This window comes from Streptomyces sp. NPDC093064 (genome assembly GCF_044754605.1).
Classification (GTDB): Bacteria; Actinomycetota; Actinomycetes; order Streptomycetales; family Streptomycetaceae; genus Streptomyces.
In genome coordinates, this window is record NZ_JBIVPK010000042.1 from 33,358 (window position 1) to 49,700 (window position 16,343).

Annotated in this window: 17 protein-coding genes and 1 pseudogene; 13 read left to right on the forward strand and 5 right to left on the reverse strand. The window is 72.7% G+C overall.

From position 1 onward, the window contains the following. The 3 genes and pseudogenes from ACIQFZ_RS33330 to ACIQFZ_RS33340 all read right to left on the reverse strand — a co-directional run. Positions 1 to 629, reverse strand: a pseudogene (locus ACIQFZ_RS33330) (hypothetical protein); the annotation flags it as partial. 3 nt (positions 630 to 632) lie between these two features. Beyond that, positions 633 to 887 (reverse strand): MoaD/ThiS family protein, encoded by a 255-nt coding sequence (locus ACIQFZ_RS33335; RefSeq protein ID WP_365434361.1) that lies wholly within the window; start codon positions 885 to 887, stop codon positions 633 to 635. A gap of 37 nt (positions 888 to 924) precedes the next feature. Further along, positions 925 to 1,827, reverse strand: a complete 903-nt coding sequence (locus ACIQFZ_RS33340) for an alpha/beta hydrolase (protein ID WP_402692974.1) — start codon at positions 1,825 to 1,827, stop codon at positions 925 to 927. 240 nt (positions 1,828 to 2,067) lie between these two features. On the opposite strand from ACIQFZ_RS33340, the gene ACIQFZ_RS33345 reads away from it, so the two are divergent. The 10 genes from ACIQFZ_RS33345 to ACIQFZ_RS33390 all read left to right on the forward strand — a co-directional run bounded on the left by ACIQFZ_RS33345 (position 2,068) and on the right by ACIQFZ_RS33390 (position 13,512). Continuing rightward, positions 2,068 to 2,844 carry a winged-helix domain-containing protein gene (locus ACIQFZ_RS33345; RefSeq protein WP_383059511.1) on the forward strand — a complete coding sequence of 259 codons (777 nt, stop codon included), beginning with the start codon at positions 2,068 to 2,070 and terminating at the stop codon, positions 2,842 to 2,844. Positions 2,845 to 2,931: 87 nt separating this feature from the next. Further along, positions 2,932 to 3,954, forward strand: coding sequence for a LacI family DNA-binding transcriptional regulator (locus ACIQFZ_RS33350; protein ID WP_402692975.1), 1,023 nt, complete (start codon positions 2,932 to 2,934; stop codon positions 3,952 to 3,954). Positions 3,955 to 4,088: 134 nt separating this feature from the next. Then, positions 4,089 to 5,219 carry a trypsin-like peptidase domain-containing protein gene (locus ACIQFZ_RS33355; protein ID WP_365434349.1) on the forward strand — a complete coding sequence of 377 codons (1,131 nt, stop codon included), beginning with the start codon at positions 4,089 to 4,091 and terminating at the stop codon, positions 5,217 to 5,219. Positions 5,220 to 5,277: 58 nt separating this feature from the next. Continuing rightward, positions 5,278 to 5,496, forward strand: coding sequence for a hypothetical protein (locus tag ACIQFZ_RS33360; protein ID WP_402692976.1), 219 nt, complete (start codon positions 5,278 to 5,280; stop codon positions 5,494 to 5,496). A gap of 117 nt (positions 5,497 to 5,613) precedes the next feature. Beyond that, the gene (locus ACIQFZ_RS33365; protein ID WP_365776273.1) at positions 5,614 to 6,345 is read left to right on the forward strand and encodes a response regulator transcription factor; all 732 of its coding nucleotides are present in this window, start codon (positions 5,614 to 5,616) and stop codon (positions 6,343 to 6,345) included. Then, the gene (locus tag ACIQFZ_RS33370) at positions 6,342 to 7,799 is read left to right on the forward strand and encodes a HAMP domain-containing sensor histidine kinase (RefSeq protein ID WP_365428456.1); all 1,458 of its coding nucleotides are present in this window, start codon (positions 6,342 to 6,344) and stop codon (positions 7,797 to 7,799) included. Before ACIQFZ_RS33365 ends, ACIQFZ_RS33370 begins: the two co-directional genes overlap by 4 nt. A 56-nt stretch (positions 7,800 to 7,855) precedes the next feature. Next, on the forward strand, positions 7,856 to 8,776 hold the full coding sequence (gene mshD, locus ACIQFZ_RS33375; RefSeq protein ID WP_402692977.1) for a mycothiol synthase: 921 nt from the start codon (positions 7,856 to 7,858) through the stop codon (positions 8,774 to 8,776). A 946-nt stretch (positions 8,777 to 9,722) separates the two neighbouring features. Then, positions 9,723 to 12,014, forward strand: a complete 2,292-nt coding sequence (locus ACIQFZ_RS33380; RefSeq protein ID WP_365428462.1) for an RNA degradosome polyphosphate kinase — start codon at positions 9,723 to 9,725, stop codon at positions 12,012 to 12,014. Continuing rightward, the gene (locus ACIQFZ_RS33385; RefSeq protein WP_365776275.1) at positions 11,995 to 13,065 is read left to right on the forward strand and encodes a CHAD domain-containing protein; all 1,071 of its coding nucleotides are present in this window, start codon (positions 11,995 to 11,997) and stop codon (positions 13,063 to 13,065) included. The genes ACIQFZ_RS33380 and ACIQFZ_RS33385 overlap by 20 nt, the downstream gene beginning before the upstream one ends. Before the next feature lie 18 nt (positions 13,066 to 13,083). Further along, positions 13,084 to 13,512 (forward strand): NUDIX hydrolase, encoded by a 429-nt coding sequence (locus ACIQFZ_RS33390; protein WP_365428468.1) that lies wholly within the window; start codon positions 13,084 to 13,086, stop codon positions 13,510 to 13,512. A 14-nt stretch (positions 13,513 to 13,526) separates the two neighbouring features. On the opposite strand, the gene ACIQFZ_RS33395 is transcribed toward ACIQFZ_RS33390, so the two are convergent. Further along, entirely contained in the window at positions 13,527 to 13,718 is a 192-nt protein-coding gene (locus ACIQFZ_RS33395; protein WP_361420477.1) for a hypothetical protein, read from the reverse strand. Between the two features lie 187 nt (positions 13,719 to 13,905). Between ACIQFZ_RS33395 and ACIQFZ_RS33400 the strand changes: the two genes are divergently transcribed. Both ACIQFZ_RS33400 and ACIQFZ_RS33405 read left to right on the forward strand, forming a co-directional pair. Beyond that, positions 13,906 to 14,742: a hypothetical protein gene (locus ACIQFZ_RS33400; protein ID WP_365428471.1), complete on the forward strand. Its 837-nt coding sequence runs from the start codon at positions 13,906 to 13,908 to the stop codon at positions 14,740 to 14,742. 119 nt (positions 14,743 to 14,861) lie between these two features. Continuing rightward, the gene (locus ACIQFZ_RS33405) at positions 14,862 to 15,077 is read left to right on the forward strand and encodes a hypothetical protein (RefSeq protein ID WP_365428474.1); all 216 of its coding nucleotides are present in this window, start codon (positions 14,862 to 14,864) and stop codon (positions 15,075 to 15,077) included. A gap of 71 nt (positions 15,078 to 15,148) precedes the next feature. On the opposite strand, the gene ACIQFZ_RS33410 is transcribed toward ACIQFZ_RS33405, so the two are convergent. Continuing rightward, on the reverse strand, positions 15,149 to 15,502 hold the full coding sequence (locus tag ACIQFZ_RS33410) for a metal-sensitive transcriptional regulator (protein WP_365428476.1): 354 nt from the start codon (positions 15,500 to 15,502) through the stop codon (positions 15,149 to 15,151). A gap of 215 nt (positions 15,503 to 15,717) precedes the next feature. Here ACIQFZ_RS33410 and ACIQFZ_RS33415 point away from each other — a divergent pair, with 215 nt between their 5' ends. After that, positions 15,718 to 16,338, forward strand: a complete 621-nt coding sequence (locus ACIQFZ_RS33415) for a DUF47 domain-containing protein (RefSeq protein WP_026252685.1) — start codon at positions 15,718 to 15,720, stop codon at positions 16,336 to 16,338. The last annotated feature ends 5 nt before the right edge of the window (positions 16,339 to 16,343 follow it).

The window sequence follows — 16,343 nt, forward strand, 5'->3', positions numbered from 1 at the left end:
TGCGCGCCGTGGCCCCCGCCACCCTGGACCCCGTGAGCCGCGACCGGCCCCTGGTGCCCCACCGGAGGCAGGTACGCCGTCTCCGCGGCGGCGGCCGAGGCCGGAGCCTGCGGCTGCGGCTGCGGCGCGTAGGAAGGCGCCTGCGCGCCGTGGCCCCCGCCACCCTGGACCCCGTGAGCCGCGACCGGCCCCTGGTGCCCCACCGGAGGCAGGTACGCCGTCTCCGCGGCGGCGGCCGGCGGCCGGGTGTGCGTCTGGGTGTCCCAGGTCTGCCCCTGCCAGTGCTGCGTGTCATGGCCGGCGGCCTGCGGGTCCCCGTACGCCTGCTGCTGCGCGGGCCACGCCTGCTGCTGGGCGGGCGGGTAGGCCTGCTGGTCGGCGGACTGCTGCGGCTGGGCGGACGGATACGGCTGCTGCACGGCGGACTGCTGCGGCTGGGCCGACGGGTACGGCTGCTGCACGGCGGACTGCTGCGGCTGGGCCGGCGGATACGGCTGCTGCGGCTGGGCCGACGGGGACGGCTGCTGCACGGCGGGCTGCTGGGGGTACTGCCCCGCGTACGGGTCGTACCCGCTGTAGGGGTTGTCGTAGGGAGACCCGGGAGACCCCTCATACGGCTGGTCGGTCATCGCTCACCCTCCTGCGAACGGGGGGAGCACCTCGACCGTGCCGCCCTCAATCAGCCGTACCGTCTCATGTGCGCGCGTCCCCACCGGGTCACCGTCGATGAGGAACGAGCACCGCCGCAGAACGCGGTCCAGCTCACCGGGGTGCCGCCCGCGCACCGCGTCGAGCACCTCGGCGAGCGTCTCCGCCTCGTACGGCTCCTCGGCGACCCCGGCCGCGGCCTTCGCCGCCGCCCAGTAGCGCACCGTGACCTTTGCCATCCCGTCCCTCGATCACTCGTCTATGAACAGGGTCAGGCTAGCCCGCCTGTGCGAGGGTCCAGCGCGCGATGCGGTGCAGGAGTTCGTCGGCGGCGGCGTTCTCGGCGTGGCCCATGCCGGGCTCCAGCCACAGTTCCCCGTGGTCACCGGCGGCCGCGGCCAGAATCCGGGGGTGATCGAGGGGGAAGTAGCCGTCCCGGTCGCCGTGCACGATCAGCAGGGGGACGGGCGCGATGCGCGAGGCCGCCTGGAACGGCGGCAGCGGGACGGGGTCCCAGTCGCGGTGGTGGATCCGGGTGCGCAGCCCGTAGCGGCCGAGCAGCCGGCCCTCGGGGCGTGTGACCAGCCAGTGCAGCCGGCGCATGGGGGCCGTGCCCCGGTAGTACCAGCGCGCGGGCGCGCTGACGGAGACCACGGCGTCCGTACGCGTGTCCGCGCGCCCCTCGCCCGGTGCGGCGTCCTCCGGGCCGCCGTGCAGGGCCGCGTGCCGCAGCACCACCGAGCCGCCCATGGAGAAGCCGACGGTCGCCACGCGCGCGTGCCCGAACCCGCGTGCCCAGGCCACCGCCGCCGCCAGGTCCAGCACCTCGCGGTCGCCGACGGTCGAGCGCCCACCGGAGGCCCCATGGCCGCGGAAGGAGAAGGTGACCACGGCGCCGTAGCGGGCCAGGACCCGCGCCACCCGGCGCACGTGCGGCCGGTCCAGGTCGCCGGTGAAGCCGTGTGCGATCACGAACACGAGGTCGCCGCGGCCGTCGCCGTGACCACCGCCGGAGCCGTCCCGCGCGGCCGCGCCCGGCTCGTACACGGCGTCGAGCGCCACCCCGTCCGCCGTGCGCAGGAACGTCCTGACCACGCCCCCGGCGCCCGTGCCCGGTGGTGTCCCGCCCTCCGGAACGTCCGTCGAACGCGCCACTCGACCTGCCGATCCCGACCTCATATCGGCTATTCTGCTGCGAAGAGGACTCGGGCAGCGCAGCCCCCGGGTCCTTTCGTGCTTTCGGAAGCGTTGTATACGGCGCGGGAAACCGCAGGTGTACGGCCCGTTGATCGCGCAGTGGGCAGGGACCGAGGAGGAACCAGACGCCATGGACGAGCGAACGGTGCACGCACATACGACAGCCCGGGCATGGGGGTCCCCCCTGCTCGGGCGCGGCCGAGAGCTTGCGGGAGGCGCGCGATGAGTTCCCTGCTGCTGCTGACCAACGCCCTCCAACCATCGGCCGAGGTGCTCCCCGCCCTCGGCCTGCTGCTGCACAACGTGCGCGTGGCCCCGGCGGAGGGGCCCGCGCTCGTGGACACCCCGAGCGCCGACGTCGTCCTGGTCGACGGGCGGCGCGACCTGCCGCAGGTACGCGGTCTGTGCCGACTGCTGCGCTCCACCGGTCTCGGCTGCCCGCTGATCCTCGTGGTGACCGAGGGCGGCCTCGCGGCCGTCACCGCCGACTGGGGCATCGACGACGTACTCCTGGACACCGCGGGTCCCGCCGAGGTGGAGGCCCGCCTCCGGCTGGCCATGGGCCGCCGGCAGATCGCCAACGACGACTCCCCCATGGAGATCCGCAGCGGTGACCTGTCCGTGGACGAGGCGACCTACAGCGCCCGGCTCAAGGGCCGGATGCTGGACCTCACCTTCAAGGAGTTCGAGCTGCTGAAGTACCTCGCGCAGCACCCGGGCCGCGTGTTCACCCGCGCCCAGCTGCTCCAGGAGGTCTGGGGCTACGACTACTTCGGCGGCACCCGGACCGTCGACGTCCACGTACGGCGGCTGCGGGCCAAGTTCGGCCCCGAGCACGAATCGCTGATCGGGACGGTCCGCAATGTCGGTTACCGATTCGTTACTCCCGAGAAGACCGACCGCGTCGGAGACGCCGCGGACGAGAAGAAGGCCGGAGCCGCCCGGCCAAAGGAGGAGAATCAGGACACCGCGGCGAGGCGGGCCCGCGCGGAGAGGTGAGGCGCGCTCCCACGGGCGTGTCGCATACCCGTCCGCGCTCCGGTACGCCCTGCCCTGGAGCGGGTCCATCCGCGTAGACTCCGCGCCGTGGCCAAGGTGACTCGGGATGACGTGGCGCGGCTGGCGGGGACATCGACTGCCGTCGTCAGCTATGTGATCAACAACGGACCCCGGCCGGTCGCCCCGGCCACCCGCGAGCGAGTCCTCGCCGCGATCAAGGAGCTGGGGTACCGGCCCGACCGGGTCGCCCAGGCCATGGCCTCGCGGCGCACCGACCTCATAGGCCTGATCGTCCCGGACGCCCGCCAGCCCTTTTTCGGGGAGATGGCGCACGCGGTGGAGTGGGCCGCCGCCGAGCGCGGGAAGATGGTCCTCGTCGGCAACTCCGACTATGTCGCCGAGCGCGAGGTCCACTATCTGCGGGCGTTCCTCGGCATGCGCGTCTCCGGTCTGATCCTGGTCAGCCACGCGCTGAACGACCTCGCCGCAGCCGAGATCGATGCCTGGGACGCCCGGGTGGTGCTGCTGCACGAGCGGCCCGAGGCCATCGACGACGTGGCCGTGGTCACCGACGACCTCGGCGGCGCCCAGCTCGCCGTACGGCACCTGCTGGAGCACGGCTACGACTACGTGGCCTGTGTGGGCGGCACCGCCGAGACGCCCGCCGTGGGCGACCCCGTGTCCGACCACGTCGAGGGCTGGCGGCGCGCCATGGCGGAGGCCGGCCTCCCGACGGAGGGGCGCCTGTTCGAGGCGCCGTACAACCGCTACGACGCCTACCGGATCGGTCTGGAGATCCTCGCGGGCCCGAACCGCCCTCCGGCGATCTTCTGCTCCACCGACGACCAGGCGATCGGCCTGCTGCGGGCCGCGCGCGAGCTGCGCATCGACGTCCCCGGCGAGCTGGCCGTGGCCGGTTTCGACGACATCAAGGAGGCGGCGCTGACGGACCCGCCGCTGACGACGGTCGCCTCGGACCGGTCGGCGATGGCCCGGGCGGCCGTGGACCTGGTGCTGGACGACGGGCTGCGGGTCGCCGGCTCGCGCCGGGAGCGGTTGAAGCTGTTCCCGTCGCGCCTCGTGGTCCGCACGTCCTGCGGCTGCGTCTAGCCCCATCGCTCCTTGGCTTCCCCGCCGCGGGAGACCTCTCCGAGGGGCTTGCTTATATCGGGCATACGAGGTTCTGTCGGGCTTCTCAGCGGGGACTCAGGAAGCTCTCATGATCCCGGGACACTCTCAATGTCATGAGCGAGAGCATCCGCCGCAGCGGCGAGTACGAACACCCCCAGGGTGACGGGCAGGCCCCGGCTGCCGACTCCGTGCAGTCGGCGGACCAGCGGCGGGTCTCCGCCCCGGTGAATCCGGAGTGGCCGCCCCCGCCGCCGTACGTCCCCGCGCAGCCGTTCGCGGCCGGGCCGGGCGCCCACGGCGGTCAGGGCGGCGCGGACGACGGTGGCACCGCCGTCTTCCCGGCCGTCCCGGCGGGACCCGCGCACGCCTCCGGGTCGCGCAAGCGCGCCAGGGGACCGCTCGCCCTGCTCGCCGCGGTGGCGATCGCCTCGGCCGTGGTGGGCGGCGGCACCGCGTTCGCCTTCCAGGAGCTGACCGGCACGGACACGGTCGCCTCCAGCAGCACCACCACAACCAATGTGGTGGCCTCCAGCCAACGCGGCAGCATCGCCGCGATCGCCAAGGCGGTCACCCCGAGCGTCGTCGAGATCAACGCCACCCTCGACAACGGCACCTCCACCGGCTCCGGCGTGATCGTCAGCAGCAACGGCGAGGTCGTCACCAACAACCACGTCATCGCGGGCGCCTCCTCGATCAAGGTGCGCACCAGCGACGGCACCTCCTACGCCGCGCAGGTCGTGGGCACCGACAGCTCCAAGGACCTCGCCCTGATCAAGCTGCGCAACGCCTCCGGCCTCAAGACGGCGGCCCTCGGCAACTCCGACGGACTGGCGGTCGGCGACCAGGTCGTCGCGATCGGCTCCCCGGAGGGCCTGACCGGCACCGTCACCAGCGGCATCGTCTCCGCCCTGCACCGCAACGTGACGGTCTCCACCAACGAGAACCAGGGGCAGAGCGGCGGCGGCTGGCCCTTCCAGTTCGGCGGCCGCCAGTTCAACGGCGACACCGGCTCCTCCACCACCACCTACCAGGCGATACAGACCGACGCGTCCCTCAACCCCGGCAACTCCGGCGGCGCACTGATCGACGCGAGCGGCAACGTCGTCGGCATCAACTCGGCGATGTACTCGGCCACGCAGGCGTCGGACTCGTCCAGCGCCGGCAGCGTCGGCCTCGGCTTCGCCATCCCGATCAACATCGTCAAGTCCGACCTGGCCACCCTGCGCTCCGGCTCCCAGAGCTGAGGCGCGGCACCGGCAGGCACCCGGACAGCATCCGGCACCGTTCGACAAGGAGTACGACATGATCCAGCACGTTGTGCACGAGACGACGGCCACCATCGACCTGACCGTCCCCGCCGGCCTCACCCCGGCCCGCACCGCCGCGAAGGAACCGCACAGCCCGGCGAACCGCGTGCCCGAGGCCGCCGTGGTCCCCCAGCTGATGGGCCTGCGTACCTCCGCCGAGCGCCCGCACCGGCACAAGGTGCCGCTGCGCCGGATCGCCGCGATCGCGGCTTGAGCTGCGGCGCGCGACCCGCGCGCCGCACCTCGCCGCACCGAAACATGCAAGGCTGAGAGCGTCCAGCCCGGGACCGACCAGTCCCCGCGGCCCCAGCGACCCGAGGAACGACGACCGATGAGTCCCGCCGATGGCGACCGTGATCCCCAGCGCATCCTGATCGTCGACGACGAGCCGGCGGTACGCGAAGCACTCCAGCGCAGCCTCGCCTTCGAGGGGTACGAGACCGAGGTCGCCGTGGACGGCGCGGACGCGCTGGGCAAGGCGGCCTCGTACCAGCCGGACCTGGTCGTCCTCGACATCCAGATGCCGCGGATGGACGGCCTGACCGCCGCCCGCCGCATCCGGGGCGCCGGCGACACCACCCCCATCCTGATGCTGACCGCCCGCGACACGGTCGGCGACCGGGTCACCGGCCTGGACGCCGGGGCGGACGACTACCTGGTCAAGCCCTTCGAGCTGGACGAGCTGTTCGCCCGCATCCGGGCACTGCTGCGCCGCAGCACCTACGCGGCCGTGTCGGGCGCGGCCCAGGAGGACGAGGCCCTCACCTTCGCCGACCTGCGCATGGACCTCGCCACCCGCGAGGTCACACGCGGCGGCCGGCAGGTGGAACTGACCCGGACGGAGTTCACCCTGCTGGAGATGTTCATGGCCCATCCGCGCCAGGTGCTCACCCGGGAGCAGATCCTCAAGGCGGTCTGGGGCTTCGACTTCGAACCCTCCTCGAACTCCCTCGACGTCTACGTCATGTACCTGCGACGCAAGACCGAGGCCGACGGCGAGCCCCGCCTCGTGCACACGGTGCGCGGGGTGGGTTACGTACTGCGGCAGGGTGGCGCGGAGTGAAGAGGGTGCTGCGCCGTTTCCGTGCGCTGCCGATCCGCTCCCGGCTGGCGCTGCTGGTGGCGGCGGCGGTGGCGTTCGCGGTGGCGGCGGTCTCCCTCACCTGCTGGTTCATCGTCCAGGGGAAGCTGTACGACGAGGTCGACGGCCGGCTCGCGAGCTACGGCAGGGTGACCGCCACCACGGCTTCGGCGATGGCCGCCAACTGCACGCAGACGACGGACGACTCGCCGGGCGACATGCAGCGCTCGTACCTCTACGTGCAGTTGGTGACGGCCCAGGGCAAGTTCTGCGTGGACACCCGGTCCCCCGGCGTCATCAAGGTCACGGCCCTGGACAAGGGGGTGGCCGCCAACCCCGATGTGCGCGAGCGCACCTTCCACACCACCACCGACACCCAGGGCAACAACATCCGCGTGATGACCGTCGCCGTCCCCACGGGCCCCGGCCCCAACTCCGAGGCGTACCCGGGCATCGCCTTCATGCTCGGCCTCTCCCTGAAGGACACCGAGAACACCCTCAGCGACCTGGCCCTGCTGCTCCTCTTCGTCTCCGGCGTGGGAGTCTTCGGCGCCGGAGCCGCCGGCCTCGCCGTCGCCCGCGCCGGGCTGCGCCCCGTGGACAAGCTCACGGAGGCGGTGGAGCACGTGGCGCGCACCGAGGACCTCACGATCCGCATCCCCGTGGAGGACGACAGCGAGGACGAGATCGCCCGCCTGTCCCACTCCTTCAACTCCATGACCTCGGCCCTGGCCAGCTCCCGGGACCTTCAGCAGCAGCTGATCGCGGACGCCGGCCACGAACTGCGCACCCCGCTGACCTCACTGCGTACGAACATCGAACTCCTCACCCGCAGCGAGGAGACGGGCCGCCCGCTCCCCGAGGCCGACCGCAAGGCACTGCTCGCCTCGGTCAAGGCGCAGATGACCGAACTGGCCTCGCTGATCGGCGACTTGCAGGAGCTGTCGCGCTCGGACGGGCAGCGGGGCGAACGGGTCCAGGTGATCGCCTTCCAGGACACCGTGGAGGCGGCGCTGCGCCGCGCCCGGCTGCGCGGCCCGGAGCTGACCATAAAGGCGGCCCTGGACCCCTGGTACGTACGGGCGGAGCCGTCCGCGCTGGAGCGGGCGATCGTCAACATCCTCGACAACGCGGTGAAGTTCAGCCCCAAGGACGGCACGATCGATGTCGTCCTGGACCAGGGCGTCCTCACCGTCCGCGACCACGGACCCGGCATCCCCGCCGACGAACTCCCCCACGTCTTCGACCGCTTCTGGCGCTCCCCGAGCGCCCGTGCCCTGCCCGGCTCGGGACTCGGCCTGTCCATCGTCGCCCGCACCGTCCAACGGGCGGGCGGCGAGGTCACCCTGACACCGGCCGAGGCCGGCGGCACGGTGGCGACGGTACGGCTGCCGGGGGCGCCCGTTCCGCCGCCGGAGACGCCTGGCGTCGTCTGAGGCCCGGTGCGGGAAGGCCCGGCCGCCCCGCGGGGGAACCCCGTACCCTCATATCCATGACCAGCGACGACACCGCACCGACCGCCCGCTCCCTGGAGACCCTCGCCGAGCTCACCCCGGACCGGGCCGAAGCCGTGCTCGGGCTGCTGGAGGCGGCCGCCCGCGTCGACGGACGGCAGGCGGTGTCCGAGCAGGGCCGGCTCCAGTTGCGGGGCGGGGCCCGCCAGGGGGTGTCCCATCTGCTGCTGGCCGTCGACGGCGAACTCGTCGGCTACGCGCAGTTGGAGGACACCGATCCGGTGGAGGCGCCCGCCGCCGAGCTGGTCGTCCATCCGGAGCACCGCGGGTACGGGCACGGGCGGGCGCTCGGGGCCGCGCTGCTGGCCACGTCCGGCAAGCGACTGCGGGTGTGGGCGCACGGGGGGCAGTCCGCCGCGCGGCATCTGGCTCAGCTCCTCGGGCTCACCCTGTTCCGCGAACTGCGGCAGATGCGGCGGCCGTTGACGGACCTCGACCTGCCCGAGCCGGCGCTGCCGGAGGGCGTGACGGTACGGACCTTCGTGCCCGGTCGGGACGACGCCGCCTGGCTCGCCGTGAACGCGGAGGCGTTCGCCCACCACCCCGAGCAGGGCTCCCTCACCCAGCGCGACCTCGACGACCGCGAGGCCCAGCCGTGGTTCGACCCGCAGGGGTTCTTCCTCGCCGAGCGCGAGGGCCGGCTGGTCGGCTTCCACTGGACCAAGGTGCACCGGGAGGAACACCTCGGCGAGGTGTACGTCCTCGGCGTCCGTCCCGGCGCCCAGGGCGGCGGCCTCGGCAAGGCCCTCACCCTGATCGGCCTGCGCCACCTGGCCGCGCAGGGCCTCCCGACGGCGATGCTGTACGTCGACGCCGACAACAAGGCGGCGGTCTCCGTCTACGAACGCCTCGGCTTCACCACATACGAAACCGACCTCATGTACCGCACGGAGACCTGACCGCCCCGGGCCCCGCGGCCGGCCCGCCACGCACGGGCCCGCCACCCACCATGCCCTCCCCTGGCCCGCGGGCGGCCCTCCGCCGACGAGCAACCGCGCGCCGCCACCCACGGACCGGCCGACCGCCACCCGCGCGCCGCCACATCCGCCGGGTGAGTCCTCCCGATCTGCGGGCGGCCCGGCACACGCTGTCACCCACCGTTCACGGACCGACCGCCGACCGCTGACGCGCCCGCATCCACCGGCCGGTGGGCCACCACCACCTGCTGGCCCACAGCGCACCACGCCCGTCGTCCTGGCGCCGAGGCGGCCCGTCGCCCACGTGCCCCCCACCAAGCGACCGCGCGCCGTCACCCACCCTGCCCGTCCTCCCGGCCGGCACCCTCCTGCCCACGTGCCTGCCCTCGAGCGACCGCGCGCCCGCCACCCTCGCGCCCGCCGGGTCCGTACTCCCGGCGGGGAGGCGGACCGCCGTACGCTCAGGTCCCGCGTGGACGCCACCGCCGACCACGGGCCCGAACCACCCGCGGACCGACCACCACCCGCGCGCCCGCCACCCAGGCATCCAGTGACGGGCCACCCGCCGGATCCGTCCTCCCCGGCCCGTGCCCCGCCACCCACCTCCCCCATGGCGCGCCACGCACACCCGTGCGCCCGCCGCCGAGGAACCGCGCGCCCGGCGCACCACCCGTGCGCCTGCTCGCAGTTGCCCGCCGTCCCCGAGCCGGTTTCCAGCGTCCCCCGGCTTACATCGTTCCCGGTGGGCCGCTCCACAGTGTCCCGCACGTCATGTGTCCGTAACCGTTGGTTCAGACGGTCTTGCGAAGCTCAGGCGGTGAAGCCCGCCGCGCCAGAGCCCGAGCCTCCCCGCGTGGAGACCGCCACCGCGCTCCCGCGCGTGCCTTTCGACGCGCCTGTCCCGCCGCACGCGCGGAAGAATAGGTTCATGAGCCAGCCAGACACCCAGGCAGCGCAGACCCCGCCGGCTCCCACCACCCTCGTGGGAGGCCCCGCGGGCCCCGCCACCGCGCAGAACCCGCAGCCCTCCGTGGGCTCCATCGCCGCGCACCGCCCGCACACCGTGGCGGCCACGGTCTCCGACCTGGAACCGGACATCGACGCCGACCTCGACGGGTACGTGGAGGCACCGGCAGAGGGGGAGCAGCTGCCGCAGGGCCGTTTCCTTGACCGGGAGCGCAGCTGGCTCGCCTTCAACGAGCGCGTCCTCGAACTCGCCGAGGACCCCAACACACCCCTGCTGGAGCGCGCGAACTTCCTCGCGATCTTCGCCAGCAACCTGGACGAGTTCTTCATGGTCCGGGTCGCCGGCCTGAAACGCCGTATCGCCACCGGCGTCGCCACCCAGTCCGCCTCCGGGCTGCAGCCGCGCGAGGTGCTGGAGATGATCTGGGCCCGCTCGCGCGAGCTCATGGCCCGGCACGCCGCCTGCTACCACGAGGACGTCGCCCCCGCGCTCGCGGAGGAAGGCATCCATCTGGTCCGCTGGGGCGAGCTCACGGAGAAGGAACAGGCCCGCCTGTTCACGCTCTTCCGGCACCGCATCTTCCCCGTGCTGACCCCGCTGGCGGTCGACCCCGCGCACCCCTTCCCGTACATCTCCGGCCTGTCCCTGAACCTGGCCGTCGTCGTACGCAACCCAGTCAGCGGCCACCGCCACTTCGCCCGTGTCAAGGTGCCGCCGCTGCTGTCCCGTTTCCTGGAGAGCTCCCCGGGCCGCTACGTCCCCCTCGAGGACGTCATCGCCGCCCATCTGGAGGAGCTGTTCCCGGGTATGGAGATCCTGGAACACCACGCCTTCCGGCTCACCCGCAACGAGGACCTGGAGGTCGAGGAGGACGACGCCGAGAACCTGCTCCAGGCCCTGGAGAAGGAGCTCATGCGGCGCCGCTTCGGGCCGCCAGTACGCCTGGAGGTCGAGGAGTCCATCGACCGCGAGGTGCTCGACCTGCTGGTGCGCGAGCTGAAGATCAGCGAGGCCGAGGTGTACCCGCTGCCCGGCCCCCTGGACCTCACCGGCCTCTTCCGCATCCACGGCCTCGACCGGCCCGAGCTGAAGTACCCGAAGTTCGTCGCGGGCATCAACCGGGAACTGGCGGAGGTGGAGTCCGCCTCGGCCCCCGACATCTTCGCGGCACTGCGCAGCCGGGACGTGCTCCTGCACCACCCCTACGACTCCTTCTCGACCTCCGTCCAGGCCTTCCTGGAGCAGGCCGCCGCCGACCCGGACGTGCTCGCGATCAAGCAGACCCTGTACCGGACGACCTCGGGCGACTCCCCCATAGTCGACGCGCTCATCGACGCCGCCGAGTCGGGCAAGCAGGTCCTCGTCCTGGTCGAGATCAAGGCCCGCTTCGACGAGCAGGCCAACATCAAGTGGGCGCGCAAGCTGGAGGAGGCCGGCTGCCACGTCGTCTACGGACTGGTCGGCCTGAAGACCCACTGCAAGCTGTCCCTGGTGGTGCGCCAGGAAGGCGACGACACCCTGCGGCGCTACAGCCACGTCGGCACCGGCAACTACCACCCGAAGACGGCGCGCCTCTACGAGGACCTCGGCCTGCTCACCGCCGACCCGCAGGTCGGCGCGGACCTCTCCGACCTGTTCAACCGCCTCTCCGGCTACTCCCGCCGCGAGACCTACCGCCGGCTGCTGGTGGCCCCCAAGTCCCTGCGCGACGGGCTGATCTCCCGGATCAACAAGGAGATCCAGCACCACCGCGCCGGACGCCCCGCCGCCATCCGCATCAAGGTGAACTCGATGGTCGACGAGGCGGTCGTCGACGCGCTCTACCGCGCCTCCCAGGCCGGCGTACCGGTCGACGTGTGGGTGCGCGGCATCTGCGCCCTGCGCCCCGGCGTGCCCGGCCTGTCGGAGAACATCCGCGTGCGCTCGATCCTCGGCCGCTTCCTCGAACACTCCCGGGTCTTCGTCTTCGGCAACGGCGGCGAGCCCGAGGTGTGGATCGGCAGCGCCGACATGATGCACCGCAATCTCGACCGCCGTATCGAGGCCCTGGTCCGGGTCACCGACCCGGCCCACCGGGCGGCCCTCAACCGGCTGCTGGAGACCGGCATGTCCGACACCACCTCGTCCTGGCACCTCGGCGCGGACGGCGAGTGGACCCGGCACGCGACCGACTCGGACGGCCAGCCCCTGCGCAACATCCAGGAGATGCTCATAGACGCCCGGAGGCGCCGGCGTGGCACAGCAACACCTTGACCCGACGGACTCCACGGCCGGGAGTTCCCCCGAGTTGCCGACCGCGCTGGAGCAGGGCGGTGCCCCCACCGCCGATGCTCTCGCGTGCTATCTGCGGGCTCAGGCCACGGAGTTCCTCCGCGCGCTGCGCCTGCACCGCGAGACCGGCGGCTCGGGGCACGGCACGGAGGAGTCCGTCGACGCCGCGCGCGCCCTGCGCCGCTCGGCCCGCCGCATCAGCGGCAGCGTGCACACCTTCCGCCCCCTGCTCGAGGAGGCCTGGTCGGCGGAGCTGTGCCCGGAACTGGCCTGGCTGTCCGGCACCCTGGCGCGGGAACACGCCTGCCAGGCCTGCCTGGAACGGCTGCTGCTGGCCCTGCACCGGCTCTCCGGAACAGCGGTCCTCCCGGCCCAGCCCACCGAGGAGGTCCCGGGCGGCCGCGCCGTGGACCGCGGCAACCTCACCGTGGGCGCGGCGAAAGCGGGCGCCCTGCTGGAGCGCCAGCTCACCCTGGCCCGGACCCGGGCGCACTCGACCGCCCTCCAGGCGCTGGGCTCCGCGCGCTTCCACGCCGTCGCGGACAAGGTGGCCGTGCTCGCCAGCGACGTCCCCCTCACGCCGGCCGCCGCCACCGCGGACCTGACTCCCCTGGCCGCCGCCGCCCGGGAGCGCCTGACGGACGCCGTCGCCGCCCTCCCGCTCGTCACCGCCGGCAGCCCCTACAACGCGGAGGCCCTGGTCCACGGTCTGTCCCCGGACCCGTCCCCGCAGGACGCCCCCTGGCACCAGGTCCGCCTGCTGCTGCGCCTGCACCGGTACGCCCGCGAGGTCCTCGACGGAGCCGACTCGCCCGTGATCGCGCGGCTGCTGGCGGCCGGCCAGGCCCTCGACCGGCACCGCGACGCCTCGGAGGCGGCGGCCGCCGCGGCCTCGGCGGCCCGCACCCCGCGCATCGCCCCGGCGACGGCGTACGCGCTCGGCGTGCTGCACGCGGACCAGCGGCACGAGGTGGAGGCGGCCAGGTTCGCCTTCCAGCAGTCGTGGCTGAAGCAGGCCGTCGGCGCCGGCTGACAGGACGGGTGAGCACCGGTGACCGACCTCGGCCTGAACGACACGCCCGTCCTGGCGGCCGGCTGCGTGTTGTGGCGGCGCTCGCCGCTGGACGGCACGCTCCAGCTGTGCCTGGTCCACCGGCCGAAGTACGACGACTGGTCCCACCCCAAGGGCAAGCTCAAGCGCGGTGAGGACCCGCTGGCGGGTGCCGTGCGCGAGGTGGCGGAGGAGACGGGCTACGTCGCCGTTCCCGGCGTCGAGCTGAGCACCGTGACCTATATGGCGGGCGGCCGGCCCAAACAGGTCCGCTACTGGGCCGCCGAGGCCATCGCGGGACGCTTCACCCCCAACAAGGAGGTGGACCGCGTCCTGTGGCTGTCCCCGGCCGAGGCCCGGAGCCGGCTGACCCAGTTCCGCGACCGCGAACTGGCGGACGAACTGCCGACGGCCCTACGGCCCGGCTGAGCCCGCCGGTGCGGTCAGGCGCCGCCCTCGTGTCCCAGCGCGTCCGTGCGGGCCAGGCTGCGGGCCCGGCGGGCCGGCCCGCGCCAGCCGCAGGTGCAGCGGGCCAGGCAGAAACGGCCTTGTTCGACGGTCGTCGCACGGTGTCCCACGGCGTCCCGGCTCCTGCGGTCCTCCTGGACGGGGCTCAAGCCCTCATGCTGCACCACGCTGACAAACGTACCGACGCCAGGTGAACGGGGCGTTACGGGGGCCTGTGGATCGGGTGCGTGCGTGACGGGGGCCACCCACTCGTCGTTGACCGGACGACAGGGCCCGTGACGGACGTAGCGGCTGGGGGTAGGCAGGGCGATGGCGGTGCGGCGGCGGCTGGGTGTCCCTCCTGCTCGTGCTCGGGTGAGGCCGGGCGCGCGGGCCGGAACGGGCGGCGCGGTACTCGCGGCGGCCGTCCTGGCCGCCGCGTGCGCCACCGGATGCTCCGGCGGCGGCGTGGCCGCCGACGACGCGCGCGCCGCGACCGATCCGGTGCAGGCCCTGCGCCAGGCGCCGGACGTGCTGCTGGAGGCGGGCAGCGCGCAGACCCGTACGTCGATGGAGATGGCCACCGGCGGGACCCGTGTGACGATCCGCGGCGAGGGCGGCTACGACTTCCGCGGGCAGCGCGGGCGGCTGACGCTGGTGCTGCCGCAGGACCCGTCGGGGGCCGCCGAGCACGTGCCGATCACCGAGCTCCTCGCACCGGGTGCCCTGTTCATGAAGAACCGGGGAGCGGGCGTGCCGGCCGACAAGTGGGTGCGGGTGGACACGGCCACGCTCGTCGACGGCAACCTGGTCACCGGCGGCGCCACCGACCCGTTCGCCGCCGCCGAGGTGCTGCGCGGCACGCGCACGGCCACGTACGTGGAGAGGACCGAGGTCGCGGGGGTCCCGGTCCGCCACTACCGGGGCACCGCCGATCTCGCCCTGGCGGCGAAGAGCGCCACGGCGGCCGACGAGGCGGCGCTGAATGCGGCGGCGAAAGGGTTCGCCACGAGCGCGGTCCCGTTCGACGTCTACCTCGACGACCACGGCCGCATCCGCAAGCTCCGGCAGAGCTTCGCCTTCGTCAACGGGCAGCTGGGACGCACCGTCGCCGTCTTCTCCACGACGCTGCTGTACGCCTTCGGGACGCCGGTGACCGTGGCGCTGCCACGGCCGCAGGACATCTACACGGGGCGGATCGCCGAGCAGTGAGCCGGGACGGACCCGAATGGGCCGAGAAATGACCGGCGAACTAGCCCTTTGGTGCCATGCGCCGCGCGTAGGCCGCTCCCTACCCTAGGAAGTCGGCAGCGGCAGACGGCAGAGAAGAGGTGACTCGCGTGGCTCCGCTCAGCGGTAGGGCAGTCCAGGACCACGTGGCCCTCGCCGAGATAGAGCTGTGCGGCGAGCTGATCATCGCGGCCTCGGCCGCCGAGGAGCGGCTCAGCCTGGAAAGCATCGACGAGGTGCTGCGGGTGGCCGAGGAGCCCGAGGCCGGCACGTGCCGGAGAACGCCGGGGGCCCGGCGGCAGCCTCCCCGCCGGTGAGCCTCACGCACCCCGGCAGCCACCCGGACCGGTGAGCCTCGCACCCCCGCAGCCCGCCGGACCGGTGAACCTCAGGTGCGCAGCAGCCGCCCGATCGCCTTCGTGGCCTCCTCCACCTTCGCGTCGATCTCCGAACCGCCCTTGAGGGCCGCGTCGGCGACGCAGTGCCGCAGGTGCTCCTCCAGCAGTTGCAGGGCGAAGGACTGGAGGGCCTTCGTGGAGGCGGACACCTGGGTGAGTATGTCGATGCAGTAGACGTCCTCCTCGACCATCCGCTGCAGCCCGCGGATCTGACCCTCGATCCGGCGGAGCCGCTTGAGGTGCTCGTCCTTCTGCTTGTGGTAACCGTGCGTGACGGGCTCGTGTTCGGTGATTCCGCTCACGTTCTCGGAGGGCGTCGTCGCTCCGGCCTCGGTGGTCGTCATCGCGTCCTCGCTCTCGGAATTCTCGGCACACACCGAGGAGACATACCCCTGGCGGGTATATCGTAACGAATCCTGCCGGGCGGCGGCAGCCTTGGCATGCCCCCGTGCCGAGCACGGGGGCTCATGGGCGACACTGGGGGACGGCCCCTTAGCCGTGGCCGGATGATGCGCTTAACATCACCCTGACCCGAACCGAAGCACCCCGAGGACCCCACGTGCGCTTTCGTCTGACCCCCAGGGAGACGAGCTTCTACGACATGTTCGCCGCGTCCGCGGACAACATCGTCACGGGCTCGAAACTCCTGATGGAACTGCTCGGGGCGGACGCTTCCGCCCGGGCCGAGATCGCAGAGCGTATGCGGGCCGCGGAACACGCAGGTGACGACGCCACGCATGCGATCTTCCACCAGCTGAACTCCTCGTTCATCACGCCCTTCGACCGCGAGGACATCTACTCCCTCGCGTCGTCCCTCGACGACATCATGGACTTCATGGAGGAGGCCGTCGACCTGGTCGTCCTCTACAACGTCGAGGAACTGCCCAAGGGCGTCGAGCAGCAGATCGAGGTTCTGGCCAGGGCGGCTGAGCTGACGGCCGAGGCCATGCCGCATCTGCGGACCATGGACAACCTCACCGAGTACTGGATCGAGGTGAACCGCCTGGAGAACCAGGCGGACCAGATCCACCGCAAGCTGCTCGCCCACCTGTTCAACGGCAAGTACGACGCGATCGAGGTGCTGAAGCTCAAGCAGATCGTGGACGTGCTGGAGGAAGCCGCGGACGCCTTCGAGCACGTGGCGAACACGGTGGAGACCATCGCGGTCAAGGAGTCCTGAGGCGT